Below are 16,499 nucleotides of genomic sequence, written 5' to 3' on the forward strand. Positions count from 1 at the left end.
AGAGACAATGTTTGATAATTTAACCGATCGTTTGTCGCGCACGCTGCGCAACATCAGTGGCCGTGGACGCCTTACTGAAGAGAACGTCAAAGAGACGCTGCGCGAAGTGCGTATGGCGCTGCTGGAGGCTGACGTTGCGCTGCCAGTAGTGCGTGATTTTATCAATCGCGTAAAAGAAAAAGCGGTTGGTCACGAAGTTAACAAAAGCCTGACGCCGGGCCAGGAATTCGTCAAAATCGTTCGTAGCGAACTGGTTTCGGCGATGGGCGAAGAGAATCAGAGCCTGAATCTGGCGGCTCAACCACCGGCTGTTGTGCTGATGGCGGGTCTGCAAGGTGCGGGTAAAACCACAAGCGTTGCGAAGCTGGGTAAATTCCTGCGCGAGAAGCACAAGAAGAAAGTGCTGGTCGTTTCTGCCGACGTGTATCGCCCAGCGGCGATCAAGCAGTTGGAAACATTGGCTGAGCAGGTTGCCGTCGACTTCTTCCCGTCAGACGTTGGTCAGAAGCCTATCGATATCGTTAATGCGGCGCTCAAAGAAGCGAAGCTGAAATTCTACGATGTGCTGCTGGTGGATACCGCCGGTCGTCTGCACGTTGACGAAGCGATGATGGACGAAATCAAGCAGGTTCACGCGGCGATTAACCCGGTGGAAACCCTGTTTGTGGTCGATGCCATGACCGGCCAGGATGCGGCGAATACCGCGAAGGCATTCAATGAAGCGCTGCCGCTGACCGGTGTCGTGTTGACGAAAGTCGACGGTGATGCGCGTGGCGGTGCGGCGCTCTCGATTCGTCATATTACCGGCAAGCCAATCAAGTTCCTGGGTGTCGGTGAGAAAACCGAAGCGCTGGAGCCATTCCATCCGGACAGGATTGCTTCACGTATTCTGGGTATGGGCGACGTGCTGTCGCTTATCGAAGATATTGAAAGCAAGGTTGACCGCGCACAGGCTGAGAAACTGGCCACCAAGCTTAAGAAGGGTGATGGTTTTGACCTGAACGACTTCTTAGACCAGCTCAAGCAGATGAAAAACATGGGCGGTATGGCGAGCCTGATGGGCAAATTGCCTGGCATGGGTCAGCTCCCGGACAACGTCAAATCCCAGATGGATGACAAGGTGCTGGTGCGTATGGAGGCCATCATCAACTCGATGACGCTGAAAGAGCGCGCTAAGCCGGAAATCATCAAGGGTTCCCGTAAGCGTCGTATTGCTCAGGGCTGTGGCATGCAGGTTCAGGACGTTAACCGTCTGCTCAAGCAGTTTGACGACATGCAGCGCATGATGAAGAAAATGAAGTCGAAAGGCGGCATGATGAAAATGATGCGCGGCATGAAAGGCATGATGCCGCCAGGATTCCCTGGCCGTTAATCCCTTTCGCCGGGGCGTGCAGGCTCACGAACTGCACGCCCAGGTGATGACAAACACATCGACTTAACGCTGTCTATTACGGTAACACCCTGGTTATCGTGCGGTAAAAGACAGATGTTGATTGCAATTTCCCCAGAAATGAGTAAAATTTTCGGGCTTTTAATATGACACCGGGCCCCCTCCCTCGATGGGGCCCGGTTGTTCTATTCACACAAGAGGATGTTATGGTAACTATTCGTTTAGCACGTCACGGCGCTAAAAAGCGTCCGTTCTACCAGGTTGTTGTCACTGACAGCCGTAACGCACGTAACGGTCGCTTCATCGAGCGCGTTGGCTTCTTCAACCCACTGGCTGGCGAAAAAGAAGAAGGCACTCGTCTGGATCTGGATCGCGTAGCTCACTGGGTTGGCCTGGGCGCTACTGTTTCCGATCGCGTAGCAGCGCTGATCAAAGCTGCTAACAAAGCAGCTTAATCTGTCACGGTGGTCATGATGAGCAAACAACTCGCCGCAAAAGCACCTGTTGATCCGATCGTATTGGGCAAAATGGGTTCTTGCTACGGTATCCGTGGTTGGCTCAGAGTGTTTTCCTCCACCGAGGACGCCGAAAGCATTTTTGACTATCAGCCCTGGTTAATCCAGAAGGCGGGTCAGTGGCAGACCGTTGAGCTGGAAAGCTGGCGCTACCACAGTCAGGATATCGTCATTAAGCTGAAAGGCGTTGACGATCGCGATGCCGCGAATCTGCTGACGAACTGCGAAATTATCGTAGATTCATCACAGTTACCGGCGCTGGATGATGGAACCTACTATTGGAAAGACCTTATGGGCTGCCAGGTAGTGACCACAGAAGGCTACGGTCTCGGTAAAGTCATTGATATGATGGAAACCGGGTCGAATGACGTTCTCGTCATTAAGGCAAACCTGAAAGATGCATTTGGCATCAAGGAACGTCTCGTACCGTTCCTCGATGGGCAGGTTATCAAGAAAGTCGATCTCACTACTCGTACTATCGAAGTAGATTGGGATCCTGGTTTTTAAATCTCCGGATAAACGGTAAAAGACGGCGCTATGTGGATTGGCATAATTAGCCTGTTTCCTGAAATGTTCCGCGCAATTACCGATTACGGGGTAACTGGCCGGGCAGTAAAAAATGGCCTGCTGAACATCCAGAGCTGGAGTCCTCGTGACTTCGCTCATGACCGGCACCGTACCGTGGACGATCGTCCTTACGGCGGCGGACCGGGGATGTTAATGATGGTGCAACCTTTACGGGACGCTATCAATGCAGCAAAAGCCGCGGCAGGTGAAGGCGCGAAGGTGATTTATCTGTCACCTCAGGGACGCAAGCTTGATCAAGCAGGCGTCAGCGAACTGGCAACGAATCAAAAGCTGATTCTGGTGTGCGGTCGCTACGAAGGCATAGATGAGCGCGTAATTCAGACCGAGATTGATGAAGAATGGTCAATCGGCGATTACGTTCTCAGCGGTGGTGAGTTACCGGCAATGACGCTGATTGACTCCGTTTCCCGGTTTATTCCGGGTGTACTGGGCCATGAAGCTTCAGCAATCGAAGATTCGTTTGCTGATGGATTGCTGGACTGTCCACACTATACTCGCCCTGAAGTGTTAGAAGGAATGGAAGTACCGCCAGTTCTGCTGTCGGGGAACCATGCCGAGATACGTCGCTGGCGTTTGAAGCAGTCGCTGGGCCGCTCCTGGCTTAGAAGACCTGAACTTCTGGAAAACCTGGCTCTGACTGAAGAGCAAGCAAGGTTGCTGGCGGAGTTCAAACAGGAACACGCACAACAGCAACATAAACATGATGGGCTGGTCTAAGACCCCCAAATATCAGTTTACCCAGGATAAGAGATTAAATTATGAGCAACATTATTAAGCAACTTGAAGACGAACAGATGAAGCAGGACGTACCTTCATTCCGTCCGGGTGATACCTTGGAAGTGAAAGTATGGGTTGTTGAAGGTTCCAAAAAACGTCTGCAGGCATTTGAGGGCGTGGTTATCGCTATTCGTAGCCGCGGTCTGCACTCTGCATTCACTGTTCGCAAAATTTCCAACGGCGAAGGTGTTGAGCGTGTCTTCCAGACTCACTCTCCAGTAGTTGACAGCATTGCTGTTAAACGCCGTGGTGCTGTACGTAAAGCTAAACTGTACTACCTGCGTGAGCGCACTGGTAAGTCTGCTCGTATCAAAGAGCGTCTTAACTAAGATTCGCGCAAGCGACATCCTGTTAGAAAAGGGCTGGCCGAAAGGCTGGCCCTTTTTTTATCTTTTAAAGCACCCCTCGTTAACATCTGGCTGATAAATCATTTACAATGCCCTCGATTACCGGGAGGACAGGGTGAACGGAAAAAAAATCAGCATACCAGCATTGAAACGGCGAGCCGCCTGGCTTGCGTTGTTTGCTATGGCGCTGATTATCTTTGCTCCGCTGGTCTCCATTTCACTACAACAGTCGCCGATGAGCGCGATGCCAGGTATGCACCACGATATGAGCATGCCGATGCCCGCACACCATTCTGCACCGGAAACTATGCCCATCGATCATGGTGAAGCCTGTGGTTACTGCGTACTGTTAGCTCATACTCCAGGTCTTATCCTGGCACTGTGTATCCTGTTGTGCGCATTACTGCTGCGTGTGACGACCGTATCTCTGCCGCCGGTGGTGAAGCACTGGCGTTATTTCCCCTGGCTTTTCCCCGACACCCGCGCACCGCCGCGATGCTCTGCTTTACCTGCTTAATAACGATAAATGATGCAAAAAGCGTCACGCCACTTTTCGTAAATATGAAGGAAGAGTATGACTACCTGCACCTCGCGGGCGGCATGGGTGCATCTGCTGCGCCGCCTGCACTTTTTTATCGGCCTGTTTGTCGGGCCATTCATCTTCGTCGCTGCACTCACCGGCACGCTATACGTGGCGACACCGCAACTGGAAAGCCTGGTGTATCGCCAGGCATTACACGCTAGCGTGAACGGTGAGCGCCACACGCTTGCGGAACAAATTGCGGTGGCGGAGCATACGCTTGCCACTCCGCTGCGGTTGAACGCAGTACGTCCAGCGCTGGAGTCTGGTGAAACCACGCGGGTAATGTTTGCTGATCCCTCGCTTGGGGAATCGGAGAACCGCGCTATTTTTATCGACCCGGTTACGCTTGCGGTAAAAGGGGATATGACGGTTTACGGTACCAGCGGAATATTACCGCTGCGCCAGTGGATTGATTATGCCCATCGCTCGCTGCTATTAGGCGATTTTGGCCGGCTTTACAGCGAACTGGCTGCATCGTGGATGTGGATTGCGGCGCTTGGGGGAATTGTGTTGTGGGCTTTCACCCGGCCTAAACGACGTATCAAAAACCGCCTGCAGAACACTCGGCGGGTTCACGTCACACTAGGCTGGTGCCTGCTGGCAGGAATGTTGCTGTTTTCTGCTACCGGGTTAACCTGGTCACAATGGGCGGGTGGGAACGTCGATAAAATGCGCGCGGCAATGGGCTGGATGACGCCGCAGGTGAATACGCAATTGCAAGGCGGCAGTAAAATGGTGATGGATCCCCATGCCGATCACCATGAGCACCATGGTGGGATGACCATGAGCGAACAGCCGATCGTCACTGACAAGATTGACGCTATTCTGAACGTCGCGCAGCTTGCGGGTATTAACGCGACGCATCTGGAGATCCGCCCGCCGCGCAGTGAAGACCGCGGCTGGACGGTGACGGAGATTGACAGGCGCTGGCCGACGCAGGTTGATGCCGTTGCGGTCGATCCTCACTCTCTTGCGATTATCGATCGGACACAATTTGCCGATTTCCCGTTGATGGCGAAATTAACGCGCTGGGGCGTGGATTTCCATATGGGCGTATTATTTGGCCTGCCGAACCAATTGTTCTTGATCGCGTTCGGCCTGGCATTGTGCGTGGCAATCATCATGGGGTATCGCCTGTGGTGGATTAAACGCCCGGCACAATCATCGCTTAATCCGCTGCAAACGCTCACACAAAGCTGGCTGGCGCTTGCATGGCCCGCCCGCATTGCGGCGCTGTTTCTCGCCGTTGCATTGGGGCTATCCATGCCGGTGATGGGCGTTAGTCTGGCGCTGTTTGTTGTCGTCGACTGGTTACGCTGGCGTAATGCGATGATTCGAACGTTATCGCCGGGCATTGAATAACCCAGCACAAATGAAGTGTTATCTGAGGGCGAGCGCATAGGCGTTCGCCCTTTTTAGTTTAATAGCCTCAGTGTAATATTATGTTTACATGTTCAGACGGTTTATTTTGCTTTTAATAGGGTGTTGTAAACAATAATTTACGGAATTTGGATTGAAATCTTTACTGATTATGATATTGTGGCTTCACCTCATTGAGGAAACCACTATCGCAAACGAGCCATAACAGGTAATGCCATCATGCAAAAAGACGCGCTGAACAACGTAAATATCGCCGATGAACAGGTTTTGATCACCCCAGATCAACTGAAAGCTGAATTCCCGCTTACCGTAGAGCAGGAAGCGCAAATCGCCCAATCACGTAAAACGATTTCTGACATTATTGCCGGTCGCGATCCGCGCCTGTTGGTAGTGTGTGGGCCTTGCTCTATTCACGATCCTGAAGCTGCCATCGAATACGCGCGTCGATTTAAAACCCTTGCGGAAGAGGTCAGCGATAGCCTCTACCTGGTTATGCGCGTCTATTTTGAAAAGCCTCGTACCACTGTTGGCTGGAAAGGGCTTATCAACGATCCGCACATGGATGGCTCGTTTGATGTAGAAGGTGGTTTGAAAATTGCTCGTCGTCTGCTGGTTGAACTGGTCAGCATGGGGCTGCCGCTGGCGACCGAAGCGCTGGATCCGAACAGTCCGCAATACCTGGGCGATCTGTTTAGCTGGTCAGCGATTGGTGCGCGTACTACCGAGTCGCAAACTCACCGAGAAATGGCGTCTGGCTTGTCGATGCCGGTTGGCTTTAAAAATGGCACAGACGGCTCCCTGGCGACGGCTATCAACGCGATGCGTGCTGCGGCAATGCCTCACCGTTTTGTTGGGATTAACCAGGCCGGTCAGGTTTGTCTGTTGCGTACTCAGGGTAACCCTGATGGTCACGTGATCCTGCGCGGTGGTAAAAAGCCAAACTACGGCCCAGAAGACGTGGCGCAGTGTGAAAAAGAGATGGAACAAGCAGGACTGCGCGCATCGCTGATGGTAGATTGCAGTCATGGTAATTCCAATAAAGACTATCGCCGTCAGCCAGCGGTGGCGGAATCCGTTGTCGCACAGATCAAAGACGGTAATCGTTCTATCATTGGTCTGATGATTGAGAGCAATATTCACGAAGGCAATCAGTCCTCCGAGCAGCCGCGCTGTGACATGAAATACGGCGTTTCTGTGACCGATGCCTGCATCAGTTGGGAAGCAACGGATGCGTTACTGCGTGAGCTCGACAAGGATTTACGCGGCCATTTGGCGGCTCGTCTGGCGTAAGAGGATTGTATGGTTGCTGAACTGACCGCGCTGCGCGATCAAATTGATGCTGTAGATAAGGCGCTGCTGGATCTGCTGGCAAAACGTATGGAACTGGTGGCGGAAGTTGGCGAAGTCAAAAGTCAGTATGGCTTGCCAATTTATGTCCCGGAGCGTGAGGCTTCAATGCTGGCCTCACGCCGCAAAGAAGCCGCGGCGATGGGCGTGCCGCCTGACTTGATTGAAGATGTTCTGCGCCGTGTTATGCGTGAGTCCTACTCCAGTGAAAACGACAAGGGATTTAAAACCCTGTGTCCATCGCTGCGTCCGGTGGTGATTGTCGGTGGCGATGGGCAGATGGGGCGGTTATTTGAAAAAATGCTGACGCTATCTGGCTATCAAGTCCGTACGCTGGAAAAAGAGGATTGGGCGCGCGCGCCGGAACTGGTTGCCGATGCGGGTATGGTGATTGTTAGCGTGCCGATTCACGTCACCGAACAGGTGATTGCGAAACTGCCACCGTTGCCGTCGGACTGCATTCTGGTGGACTTGTGTTCGGTGAAAGCCGGGCCGTTGCAGGCGATGCTGTCGACGCATGCTGGTCCCGTTGTTGGTTTACACCCGATGTTTGGCCCTGACAGCGGCAGCCTGGCGAAGCAGGTTGTGGTTTACTGTGATGGTCGCCAGCCTGAAGCTTATCAGTGGTTCCTTGAACAGATTCAGGTCTGGGGGGCGCGCTTACACCGTATCAGCGCCGTCGAGCACGATCAGAACATGGCGTTTATTCAGGCGCTACGTCACTTTGCGACCTTTGCTTACGGCTTACATCTGGCTGAAGAAAACGTACAGCTCGAACAATTGCTGGCGCTCTCCTCACCGATTTACCGTCTGGAACTGGCGATGGTTGGACGACTGTTTGCCCAGGATCCGCAGTTGTACGCAGACATTATTATGTCATCAGGCAACAATCTGGCGCTGATTAAACGTTACTACCAGCGTTTTGGCGAGGCGATAAGCCTGCTGGAACAAGGCAACAAGCAGGCGTTTATTGACAGCTTCCGTAAGGTTGAGCATTGGTTTGGCGACTACGCACAACGTTTCCAGAGTGAGAGCCGCGTCCTGTTACGTCAGGCGAATGATAATCGGCAGTAGCTGAAAACTGTATATACTTGAAAGCTAGGGGAAATCCTCTGGCTTTTTTTATGGGATAAAGATGATGGCTGACGCAAACCTGCTGTTTGATTACACCGGACATTTACCGGAATGCCCGACCTGGAGCGAGAGTGAACAGGCACTGTACTGGGCTGACATTATGGAGTGTGAAATCCACCGTTATGAGATTGCCAGCGGTGAACACCAGATTCTCCAGTTTCCAGAAGAGGTCGGCTGTTTCTCCCTACGAGAAAAGGGCGGGTTTATCGTCGCGCTGCGTAGCGCGATCTGGCTTGCCGATAGTCGTGGCCTGCTGGTGCACAAAATCTGTGATAACCCAAGTAACCCGCAGCTAGCACGTTTTAATGACGGGGGGACAGATAGGGACGGGCGCTTTTACGCCGGAACCTTCTGGGGACCCGGTGATTACAACGGCGCGCTGCTTGTTCGTGTTGATAATCAGCTCAACCCGAAGGTTATCCAGTGCGATATCCGTGGTGCGAACGGTCTGGCATTTAGCAATGATAAACGCTGGATGTATACCTCTGATACGCCTAACGGGGTGATTTACCGTACGCCGCTGGATGTGCAGGGGGAGCCGGGTTTGCGTGAGGTGTTCCGTCAGTTTAAAGCCGGTGAAGGGATCCCCGATGGCGCGGCGATAGATGAAGAAGGCTGCTACTGGAGCGCGATGTTCGATGGCTGGCGGATAGCGCGTTTCTCACCCGAAGGTGAGCAGCTTGCCGAGTATCGACTGCCGGTAAGATGTCCGACGATGGTTTGCTTTGGCGGGGCGGATATGCGCACGCTCTTTATCACCACGACCCGTGAAAATATGTCGGCGGCGGAAGTGACGCAGTACCCGCTATCGGGTGCTATCTTCACCCTGCCAGTGGACGTAGCAGGAATGAAGAAGAAGCCGTTTATCGAAGTTTAAATCGGATCAACCGGTACCACATTTTCGCTCGGGTAGCTCCCCAGCACTTTCATGGAGCGGGTAATCCCAGACAGCTCTTTCAGCGCCTTTTGCATCGGCAAGGCTTCCAGGTTAGCCTGGATATCGAGATAAAACATCTCTTCCCATGGATTGCCGTGGATAGGGCGTGACTCGAGTTTGGTCATGATAAGCTTATGGTTACGCAACACCAGCAGAGCCTCTACCAGCGCACCCGCCTGTTGCCCGGTGGCAATTAACAAGGTGGTTTTTGCCGGAACCTGATCGGAGACGTTAACGGCTTTGCGCGCCAGTACCAGGAATCGGGTGATGTTTTGCGTCTGATTGGCCTGACAATGTTCTAGCACTTGTAAGCCATAAAGCTTGCCGCCGGCTTCGCTGCCCAGTGCGGCTACGGTTGGCGAGTTGGCCTGCGCCACTTTTTCCATCGCTGCTGAGGTGCTCTCAGTGTACTCAATTTTCCATTGCGGATAGTGGCTCAGGAATTGGCTGCACTGCTGGAAGGGTTGTGGATGGCTGTAGACGGTTTCAATGGTGTCCAGGGTGGTGGTGCTATTGGTCAGCACACAGTGGTCGATAGGTATCGTCATCTCGCCGACAATCGACAGGCTGGTGTGCTGCAACAGGTCATAGACGTCATTGATCCCGCCGGAGCTGGTGTTCTCGATTGGCACGACGGCATAGTCGGCCTGTCCAGTTTCAACCTGATTAAAGATATCGGCAAACTTCAGACAACCGCTTTCAATGAACTGCTCGAAATGGCGAGCGGCATACTGGCGTGCGGCCAGGTGCGAGTAAGAGCCTTTTGGACCGAGAAAGGCGATACGCGCAGAGTGCGGATTGATTTGGTTCAGATGCTGCTGAAGCAACGTCTGCTGGGTGAGTACGGAGTCTTCAATAATGAGCTGGAACAGGCGAGTAATGTAATGCGCATCAAGCTGGTGCGTTTTGCCAATGGTAATCAGACGCTCCAGCAGGTCACGTTCGCGATCGATATCGCGCACCGGGCGATGGGAAGCCAGCTTTGCTTTACCTACCTCGATGGCAAGGCCGCGACGTTCTGCCAGCAGGCTCACTAATTTCTCATCCAGCGCGCTTATCTTATCGCGTATCGCCAGTAATGGGTTTTCCGAAGTCATCATGTTTGCCTTTCTTGTTATCAATAAAAAAGGCCTCCCGGTTGGGAGGCCTTAATGTTCGTCTTCGCATTCTTTATCACACGACGAAACGCCTCCCATTCAGGGGAAGGTAAAAAAGAATGCGAAGAAAAACGGAAGTAATTTCACGGTTGGTTAAATCCTTAACGTCACGAGGTTTTACAGTACCCGGTCTGTTTTCACTCTGTCAATAAAAAACGCGCCCGAAGGCGCGTTGGCGATACACATTAAAGTTTAAAGTTCAGTTTTACTCTTCTTCTTCAACTTCTACGAAGCTTGCGTCTTTCACAGACGTTGCTGCGCGACGGGCTTCCCCTTTGTGCTGCACCTTGTTCAGCTGCCGTTCCAGCTTGTTGATCAATTCGTTAATGGCAGTATACATATCCTCATGTTTTGCGCTGGCGACGAGATGCCCGTTCGGGGTGTTCATCGTGGCATCAGCAACAAAGCCCTGTGGCTCTTTAGAGAGAATGATATGTGGGTTGATTAACTGAGTTTGCCATTTTTCCAATTTGGCGAGACGGTCTGCGACATGCTGGCGAATAGCCGGAGTAATTTCCATTTGTTTACTGGTAATGTTCATTGTCATAAATTTTACCTCTTGTCTTTCCGTCTTGGTGATTCCAGCATACCTCGGATTTGGTTAAAATGTGTGATCAATATCACATTATTTTGTCACTTTTTGTCAGTGCCTTCATTTTGTGAGTCAGGACAGGAAGAAGCGATTTAATACTTGTCGAATCGGAAAAATGCAGCCATATTTGATAGGATGATTTGCGGCTAAACCGCTTCAGCTTTTGATGAAAAGAATAAAAAAACGGCAGCCAATCGGCTGCCGTTTTGCTTTCTGTGAGGTCTGAATCAGGACTGCGTATTCTTGCTGTTGGCAGCAATAATTTTCGCCACTTTGTCAGCCTGCGCTGTCATCTGCATTTCGCGATAAGCGTTTTCCATCTTCGGTAACGCATCACGGGTTGCCTGGGTATCCGGGTAGTTTCGCATCATGTTTTCGGTGCGGTTAACGACGGCAACCCACGCGCCACGCGCGGTGTAGTAATCAACAACGGAAAGCTCATATTTTGCCAGACGGTCTTTTAAGAAGACCAAACGTTTGTTGGCATCGGTCACATACTGACTATTCGGGTAGCCGCGCACCAGCTTCGAGAAGTCATTGAATGCGTCACGGGCATGCTGCGGGTCACGGTCAGAGCGATCAACCCCGAAGAAGCCCTGTAGCGCGCTATCATCCAGCGCCATGTTCGTCAGGCCGCGCATGTACATCACATAGTCGATGTTTGGGTGCGTTGGGTTCAGACGGATGAAACGGTCAATGGCGGCCTGAGCCAGCGGCAGATCGGCATTTTTATAGTATGCGTAGATCAGATCCAGTTGAACCTGCTGAGAATAAGGTCCAAACGGATAGCGGTTATCCAACGCTTCCAGTTGCGTTATTGCCTGTTTCCAGTTACCGTCCTGGAGCTTTTGCTGAGCAGTTGCGTAGATTTCATTAGGCGGATTATCAGGAACCTCGTCCTTAGAACCAGAGCACCCCGCCAAAGCCAGGCTCAACGTGGCCGCTGCCACCAGATATTTCATGCGCGTCATGACGTTTTGACTTTCCTCAAAATGTTTATACGGGATATTCACAGTTCCTGTTCCCGACTAAGACCAGCTACAATAGCACACTATATTAAACGGCAAAGCCGTAAAAACCCAACGTTAACGAAGAAGCTGTCTATGGCACAACAAGTACAACTCACCGCAACGGTGTCCGAATCACAACTCGGTCAACGCTTAGATCAGGCTTTGGCCGAAATGTTCCCTGATTATTCGCGATCGCGAATAAAAGAGTGGATTTTGGACCAACGTGTCCAGGTCAACGGCAAGATTTCGGATAAGCCGAAAGAAAAAGTCATGGGTGGCGAGACTGTCGCTATCGATGCCGAAATCGATGAAGAGATCCGTTTTGAAGCACAGGATCTCCCGCTTGATATCGTGTATGAAGATGAAGATATTCTGGTCATCAACAAGCCTCGTGGTTTCGTTGTGCATCCGGGTGCCGGTAACCCGGACGGCACGGTACTCAATGCACTGCTACATTATTATCCGCCAATTGCCGACGTACCGCGAGCGGGCATCGTGCATCGTCTGGATAAAGACACAACGGGTTTGATGGTGGTTGCGAAAACAGTCCCCGCTCAAACGCGTCTGGTGGAATCGCTGCAATTGCGCGAAATCACCCGTGAATATGAGGCTGTGGCCATTGGTCACATGACCGCTGGGGGATCTGTTGAGGAGCCTATCAGCCGTCACCCGACTAAACGTACGCACATGGCGGTACACCCGATGGGTAAACCGGCGGTGACGCACTATCGCATCATGGAACACTTCCGTGTGCACACGCGTCTGCGACTGCGTCTGGAAACCGGACGTACGCACCAGATCCGCGTGCACATGGCGCATATCACCCATCCGCTGGTGGGCGATCAGGTTTACGGCGGGCGCCCACGTCCACCAAAAGGCGCATCGGATGAGTTTATCTCGACATTGCGTAAGTTTGACCGTCAGGCTCTGCATGCCACCATGCTGCGTCTCTATCACCCGATCTCGGGTATTGAGATGGAATGGCATGCGCCAATTCCTGAAGATATGGTCGAACTTATCGCCGTGATGCGTGACGACTTTGAAGAACACAAGGATGACGTAGACTGGCTATGACCAAAATCATTGTCCCGGAGTGGCCGCTGCCAGTAGGCGTGGCCGCCTGTAGTTCAACGCGTGTCGGTGGTGTCAGCCAGGAGGCATGGGATGCACTGAATCTCGGCGCTCACTGTGGTGATAATCTGGAGCACGTTGAAGAAAACCGTAAACGCATGTTCGCGGCAGGTAAACTGCCATCGAAACCTGTGTGGCTGGAGCAGGTGCATGGGAAAGATGTTCTGCATCTCACCGGTGAACCCTATGCGTCTAAGCGCGCTGATGCGTCCTACAGTAATACTCCCGGGACGGTGTGTGCGGTTATGACGGCAGATTGTCTGCCGGTGCTGTTTTGCAACAGAGCGGGCACCGAAGTTGCGGCAGCACATGCTGGCTGGCGCGGTTTGTGTGACGGCGTGCTGGAAGAGACAGTGGCCTGCTTTAACGACAGTCCTGAAAACATTCTTGCCTGGTTCGGCCCGGCTATCGGGCCACAGGCGTTTGAAGTTGGCCCTGAAGTGCGTGAAGCGTTTATGGCGAGAGATACCAACGCCGTGGACGCTTTCCGTCCGGCTGGCGAAAAGTATTACGCTGATATCTACCTGCTAGCACGTCAGCGACTGGCTAATCTTGGTGTGACCAACGTCTTTGGCGGTGACCGCTGTACCTTCAGCGAAAAGGATGATTTTTTCTCATATCGCCGCGACCGTATTACGGGTCGTATGGCAAGTTTCATCTGGCTGATATAACCTATAGAATCAAGACGATCCAGAACGCTGATAATTTTTTCTCATTGAATAGGTCAATTAACCTTGAATAATTGAGGGATGACCTCATTTAATCTCCTGTAGCAAATTTGACCTATTATGGGAGGAGTCATGCGTCTGGATCGTCTTACTAATAAATTCCAGCTTGCTCTTGCTGATGCCCAGTCACTCGCACTTGGGCAAGACAACCAATTTATAGAACCTCTTCATTTAATGAGTGCCTTGCTGAATCAGGAAGGGGGCTCTGTACGTCCTTTATTAACGTCCGCAGGTATCAATGCCGGCCAGTTACGCACGGCTATCGATCAGGCATTGAGCCGTTTGCCTCAAGTGGAAGGCACCGGTGGCGACGTGCAGCCGTCTCAGGATTTGATTCGTGTACTGAATCTTTGCGACAAACTGGCGCAAAAAAACGGCGATAACTTTATTTCGTCAGAGCTGTTTGTTATCGCAGCGCTAGAATCCCGGGGCACCCTGGCTGAATTACTGAAAACAGCTGGCGCGACAACTGCCAATATTACTCAGGCAATTGAAAAGATGCGTGGAGGTGAAAGCGTGAATGATCAGGGGGCCGAAGACCAACGTCAGGCCTTGAAAAAATATACCGTCGATCTTACCGAGCGTGCCGAGCAGGGCAAACTCGATCCGGTTATCGGTCGTGATGAAGAAATTCGCCGTACCATTCAGGTGCTGCAGCGTCGTACCAAAAATAACCCGGTATTAATCGGTGAACCCGGTGTAGGTAAAACCGCAATCGTCGAAGGGCTGGCGCAGCGCATTATTAACGGTGAGGTGCCTGAAGGCTTGAAAGGCCGGCGCGTGTTGGCACTGGATATGGGCGCGCTGGTGGCTGGGGCGAAATATCGCGGTGAGTTTGAAGAACGTCTGAAAGGTGTTCTGAACGATCTGTCGAAACAGGAAGGCAACGTTATTCTGTTTATCGACGAGCTGCATACCATGGTTGGCGCGGGTAAAGCCGATGGTGCAATGGATGCCGGCAATATGCTGAAACCAGCGCTGGCGCGAGGGGAATTGCACTGCGTCGGGGCGACAACCCTTGATGAGTATCGTCAGTATATAGAAAAAGATGCCGCGCTGGAGCGCCGTTTCCAGAAAGTGTTTGTGGCTGAACCGTCAGTGGAAGATACCATCGCTATTCTGCGTGGGCTGAAGGAACGCTACGAGCTGCATCACCATGTACAGATTACTGACCCAGCAATTGTGGCGGCGGCGACGCTGTCTCATCGCTATATTGCTGACCGTCAGTTGCCGGATAAGGCCATCGACCTTATTGATGAAGCGGCTTCTAGTATTCGTATGCAAATTGACTCCAAGCCGGAAGAGCTGGACAGACTTGACCGCCGTATTATTCAGCTCAAGCTGGAACAGCAGGCGTTACTCAAAGAGTCTGATGAGGCGAGTAAAAAACGTCTCGATATGCTCAACGAAGAACTGGAAGATAAAGAACGCCAGTACTCGGTATTAGAAGAAGAGTGGAAAGCTGAAAAAGCCTCACTCTCCGGAACGCAAACTATCAAGGCTGAACTGGAGCAGGCGAAGATTGCCATTGAGCAGGCTCGTCGTGTCGGTGACCTCGCGCGGATGTCTGAACTGCAGTACGGTAAAATTCCGGAGCTTGAGAAACAGCTGGAGGCTGCCACCCAGTCCGAAGGCAAAACCATGCGTCTGTTACGTAATAAAGTAACGGATATTGAGATTGCTGACGTACTGGCCCGCTGGACGGGGATTCCAGTTGCCAGAATGCTGGAGGGTGAACGCGATAAACTGCTGCGTATGGAGCAGGATCTGCATAGCCGCGTAATTGGTCAGAATGAGGCAGTGGAAGCGGTATCGAATGCGATTCGTCGTAGCCGTGCAGGGCTGTCGGATCCAAACCGTCCTATCGGTTCGTTCCTGTTCCTGGGGCCAACCGGTGTCGGTAAAACCGAACTGTGTAAAGCGCTGGCTAACTTTATGTTCGACAGCGATGACGCAATGGTGCGTATCGATATGTCTGAGTTTATGGAGAAACACTCCGTCTCTCGTCTGGTGGGGGCGCCTCCAGGATATGTCGGTTATGAAGAGGGCGGTTATTTGACGGAAGCAGTTCGTCGTCGCCCATATTCCGTCATCCTGTTGGATGAAGTGGAAAAAGCGCATCCGGATGTTTTCAACATTCTGTTGCAGGTGCTTGATGACGGTCGTTTGACTGATGGGCAGGGGAGAACGGTCGACTTCCGTAATACGGTTGTCATTATGACTTCTAACCTGGGGTCTGACCTGATTCAGGAACGGTTTGGCGAGCTGGATTACGGTCATATGAAAGATCTGGTGCTGGGCGTGGTCAGCCACAGTTTCCGCCCGGAATTCATTAACCGTATAGATGAAGTTGTTGTGTTCCACCCACTGGGTGAATCGCATATTGCTTCTATCGCACAGATTCAGCTGCAACGTCTGTACAAACGTCTGGAAGAACGCGGGTATGAAACGCAGATTTCCGATGAGGCTCTGCTGCTGCTGAGTAAAAACGGTTACGACCCGGTATATGGTGCTCGTCCGTTGAAACGCGCAATCCAGCAGCAAATAGAGAACCCGCTGGCACAGCAAATTCTCTCTGGCGAGCTGATTCCTGGAAAAATTGTCCATCTGGAAGTGAAAGACGATCATATTGTGGCAGTGCAGTAAGTCACAAAAATAAGAAAACGAGCCCTTTGGGGCTCGTTTTTGTATATAAACCAGGCAAAAATAAGCGTTATGGATGAAAAGTAAGCGAACGAATAGTTTTTTTCGATTTATGCTTGCGACTTCTCAGTTTCTCCCTATAATGCGCCACCACTGACACGGAACAACGGAATAGAAGCCGCCGGGTCAGCGAGGTTCTTAAGAGAACTTCAGCAGAGAAAAGCGAAATTAAACGCTTGA

Annotated in this window: 17 protein-coding genes and 1 other annotated feature; of the genes, 13 read left to right on the forward strand and 4 right to left on the reverse strand. The window is 51.9% G+C overall.

Annotated elements, in window-relative coordinates; all coding sequences use genetic code 11:
• The first annotated feature begins 7 nt into the window (after positions 1-7).
• From ffh to U0026_RS06355, 10 genes are all read left to right on the forward strand, one after another.
• A complete protein-coding gene (ffh, locus tag U0026_RS06310) occupies positions 8-1,372 on the forward strand; it encodes a signal recognition particle protein (protein WP_062779234.1) in 1,365 nt (454 codons plus the stop codon).
• Between the two features lie 224 nt (positions 1,373-1,596).
• Complete coding sequence (rpsP, locus tag U0026_RS06315) at positions 1,597-1,845, forward strand: 30S ribosomal protein S16 (RefSeq protein WP_062779237.1); 249 nt, start codon at positions 1,597-1,599, stop codon at positions 1,843-1,845.
• A gap of 18 nt (positions 1,846-1,863) precedes the next feature.
• Positions 1,864-2,412 (forward strand): ribosome maturation factor RimM, encoded by a 549-nt coding sequence (rimM, locus tag U0026_RS06320; RefSeq protein WP_062779240.1) that lies wholly within the window; start codon positions 1,864-1,866, stop codon positions 2,410-2,412.
• Between the two features lie 30 nt (positions 2,413-2,442).
• Positions 2,443-3,210 carry a tRNA (guanosine(37)-N1)-methyltransferase TrmD gene (gene trmD, locus U0026_RS06325; protein ID WP_062779243.1) on the forward strand — a complete coding sequence of 256 codons (768 nt, stop codon included), beginning with the start codon at positions 2,443-2,445 and terminating at the stop codon, positions 3,208-3,210.
• A gap of 41 nt (positions 3,211-3,251) precedes the next feature.
• Positions 3,252-3,599 carry a 50S ribosomal protein L19 gene (gene rplS, locus U0026_RS06330; protein WP_062779246.1) on the forward strand — a complete coding sequence of 116 codons (348 nt, stop codon included), beginning with the start codon at positions 3,252-3,254 and terminating at the stop codon, positions 3,597-3,599.
• Between the two features lie 133 nt (positions 3,600-3,732).
• Entirely contained in the window at positions 3,733-4,134 is a 402-nt protein-coding gene (locus U0026_RS06335; protein ID WP_062779249.1) for a DUF2946 domain-containing protein, read from the forward strand.
• A gap of 57 nt (positions 4,135-4,191) precedes the next feature.
• Positions 4,192-5,562: a PepSY-associated TM helix domain-containing protein gene (locus U0026_RS06340; protein WP_062779252.1), complete on the forward strand. Its 1,371-nt coding sequence runs from the start codon at positions 4,192-4,194 to the stop codon at positions 5,560-5,562.
• Positions 5,563-5,799: 237 nt separating this feature from the next.
• Complete coding sequence (aroF, locus tag U0026_RS06345) at positions 5,800-6,870, forward strand: 3-deoxy-7-phosphoheptulonate synthase AroF (RefSeq protein WP_052284537.1); 1,071 nt, start codon at positions 5,800-5,802, stop codon at positions 6,868-6,870.
• 9 nt (positions 6,871-6,879) lie between these two features.
• On the forward strand, positions 6,880-8,001 hold the full coding sequence (gene tyrA, locus U0026_RS06350) for a bifunctional chorismate mutase/prephenate dehydrogenase (protein WP_062779255.1): 1,122 nt from the start codon (positions 6,880-6,882) through the stop codon (positions 7,999-8,001).
• Positions 8,002-8,065: 64 nt separating this feature from the next.
• Positions 8,066-8,938, forward strand: coding sequence for an SMP-30/gluconolactonase/LRE family protein (locus U0026_RS06355; protein WP_062779277.1), 873 nt, complete (start codon positions 8,066-8,068; stop codon positions 8,936-8,938).
• On the opposite strand, the gene pheA is transcribed toward U0026_RS06355, so the two are convergent.
• From pheA to bamD, 4 genes are all read right to left on the reverse strand, one after another.
• The gene (gene pheA / locus U0026_RS06360) at positions 8,935-10,095 is read right to left on the reverse strand and encodes a bifunctional chorismate mutase/prephenate dehydratase (RefSeq protein WP_062779258.1); all 1,161 of its coding nucleotides are present in this window, start codon (positions 10,093-10,095) and stop codon (positions 8,935-8,937) included. The two genes, U0026_RS06355 and pheA, sit on opposite strands and share 4 nt — an antisense overlap.
• A gap of 23 nt (positions 10,096-10,118) precedes the next feature.
• Positions 10,119-10,243: a sequence feature (Phe leader region), on the reverse strand.
• The gene (gene pheL, locus U0026_RS06365) at positions 10,195-10,242 is read right to left on the reverse strand and encodes a pheA operon leader peptide PheL (RefSeq protein WP_121497579.1); all 48 of its coding nucleotides are present in this window, start codon (positions 10,240-10,242) and stop codon (positions 10,195-10,197) included. It overlaps the preceding feature by 48 nt.
• A gap of 117 nt (positions 10,244-10,360) precedes the next feature.
• The gene (raiA, locus tag U0026_RS06370; protein WP_062779261.1) at positions 10,361-10,702 is read right to left on the reverse strand and encodes a ribosome-associated translation inhibitor RaiA; all 342 of its coding nucleotides are present in this window, start codon (positions 10,700-10,702) and stop codon (positions 10,361-10,363) included.
• A gap of 272 nt (positions 10,703-10,974) precedes the next feature.
• A complete protein-coding gene (gene bamD, locus U0026_RS06375) occupies positions 10,975-11,718 on the reverse strand; it encodes an outer membrane protein assembly factor BamD (RefSeq protein ID WP_062779280.1) in 744 nt (247 codons plus the stop codon).
• A 132-nt stretch (positions 11,719-11,850) separates the two neighbouring features.
• On the opposite strand from bamD, the gene rluD reads away from it, so the two are divergent.
• The 3 genes from rluD to clpB all read left to right on the forward strand — a co-directional run bounded on the left by rluD (position 11,851) and on the right by clpB (position 16,262).
• On the forward strand, positions 11,851-12,831 hold the full coding sequence (rluD, locus tag U0026_RS06380; protein WP_062779264.1) for a 23S rRNA pseudouridine(1911/1915/1917) synthase RluD: 981 nt from the start codon (positions 11,851-11,853) through the stop codon (positions 12,829-12,831).
• Complete coding sequence (gene yfiH, locus U0026_RS06385) at positions 12,828-13,559, forward strand: purine nucleoside phosphorylase YfiH (protein ID WP_062779267.1); 732 nt, start codon at positions 12,828-12,830, stop codon at positions 13,557-13,559. Before rluD ends, yfiH begins: the two co-directional genes overlap by 4 nt.
• A 129-nt stretch (positions 13,560-13,688) precedes the next feature.
• Positions 13,689-16,262, forward strand: coding sequence for an ATP-dependent chaperone ClpB (clpB, locus tag U0026_RS06390; RefSeq protein ID WP_062779268.1), 2,574 nt, complete (start codon positions 13,689-13,691; stop codon positions 16,260-16,262).
• Positions 16,263-16,499: the final 237 nt, after the last annotated feature.

Origin of the sequence: Kluyvera intermedia, from assembly GCF_034424175.1 — a bacterium.
Taxonomy (GTDB): Bacteria; Pseudomonadota; Gammaproteobacteria; order Enterobacterales; family Enterobacteriaceae; genus Kluyvera; species Kluyvera intermedia.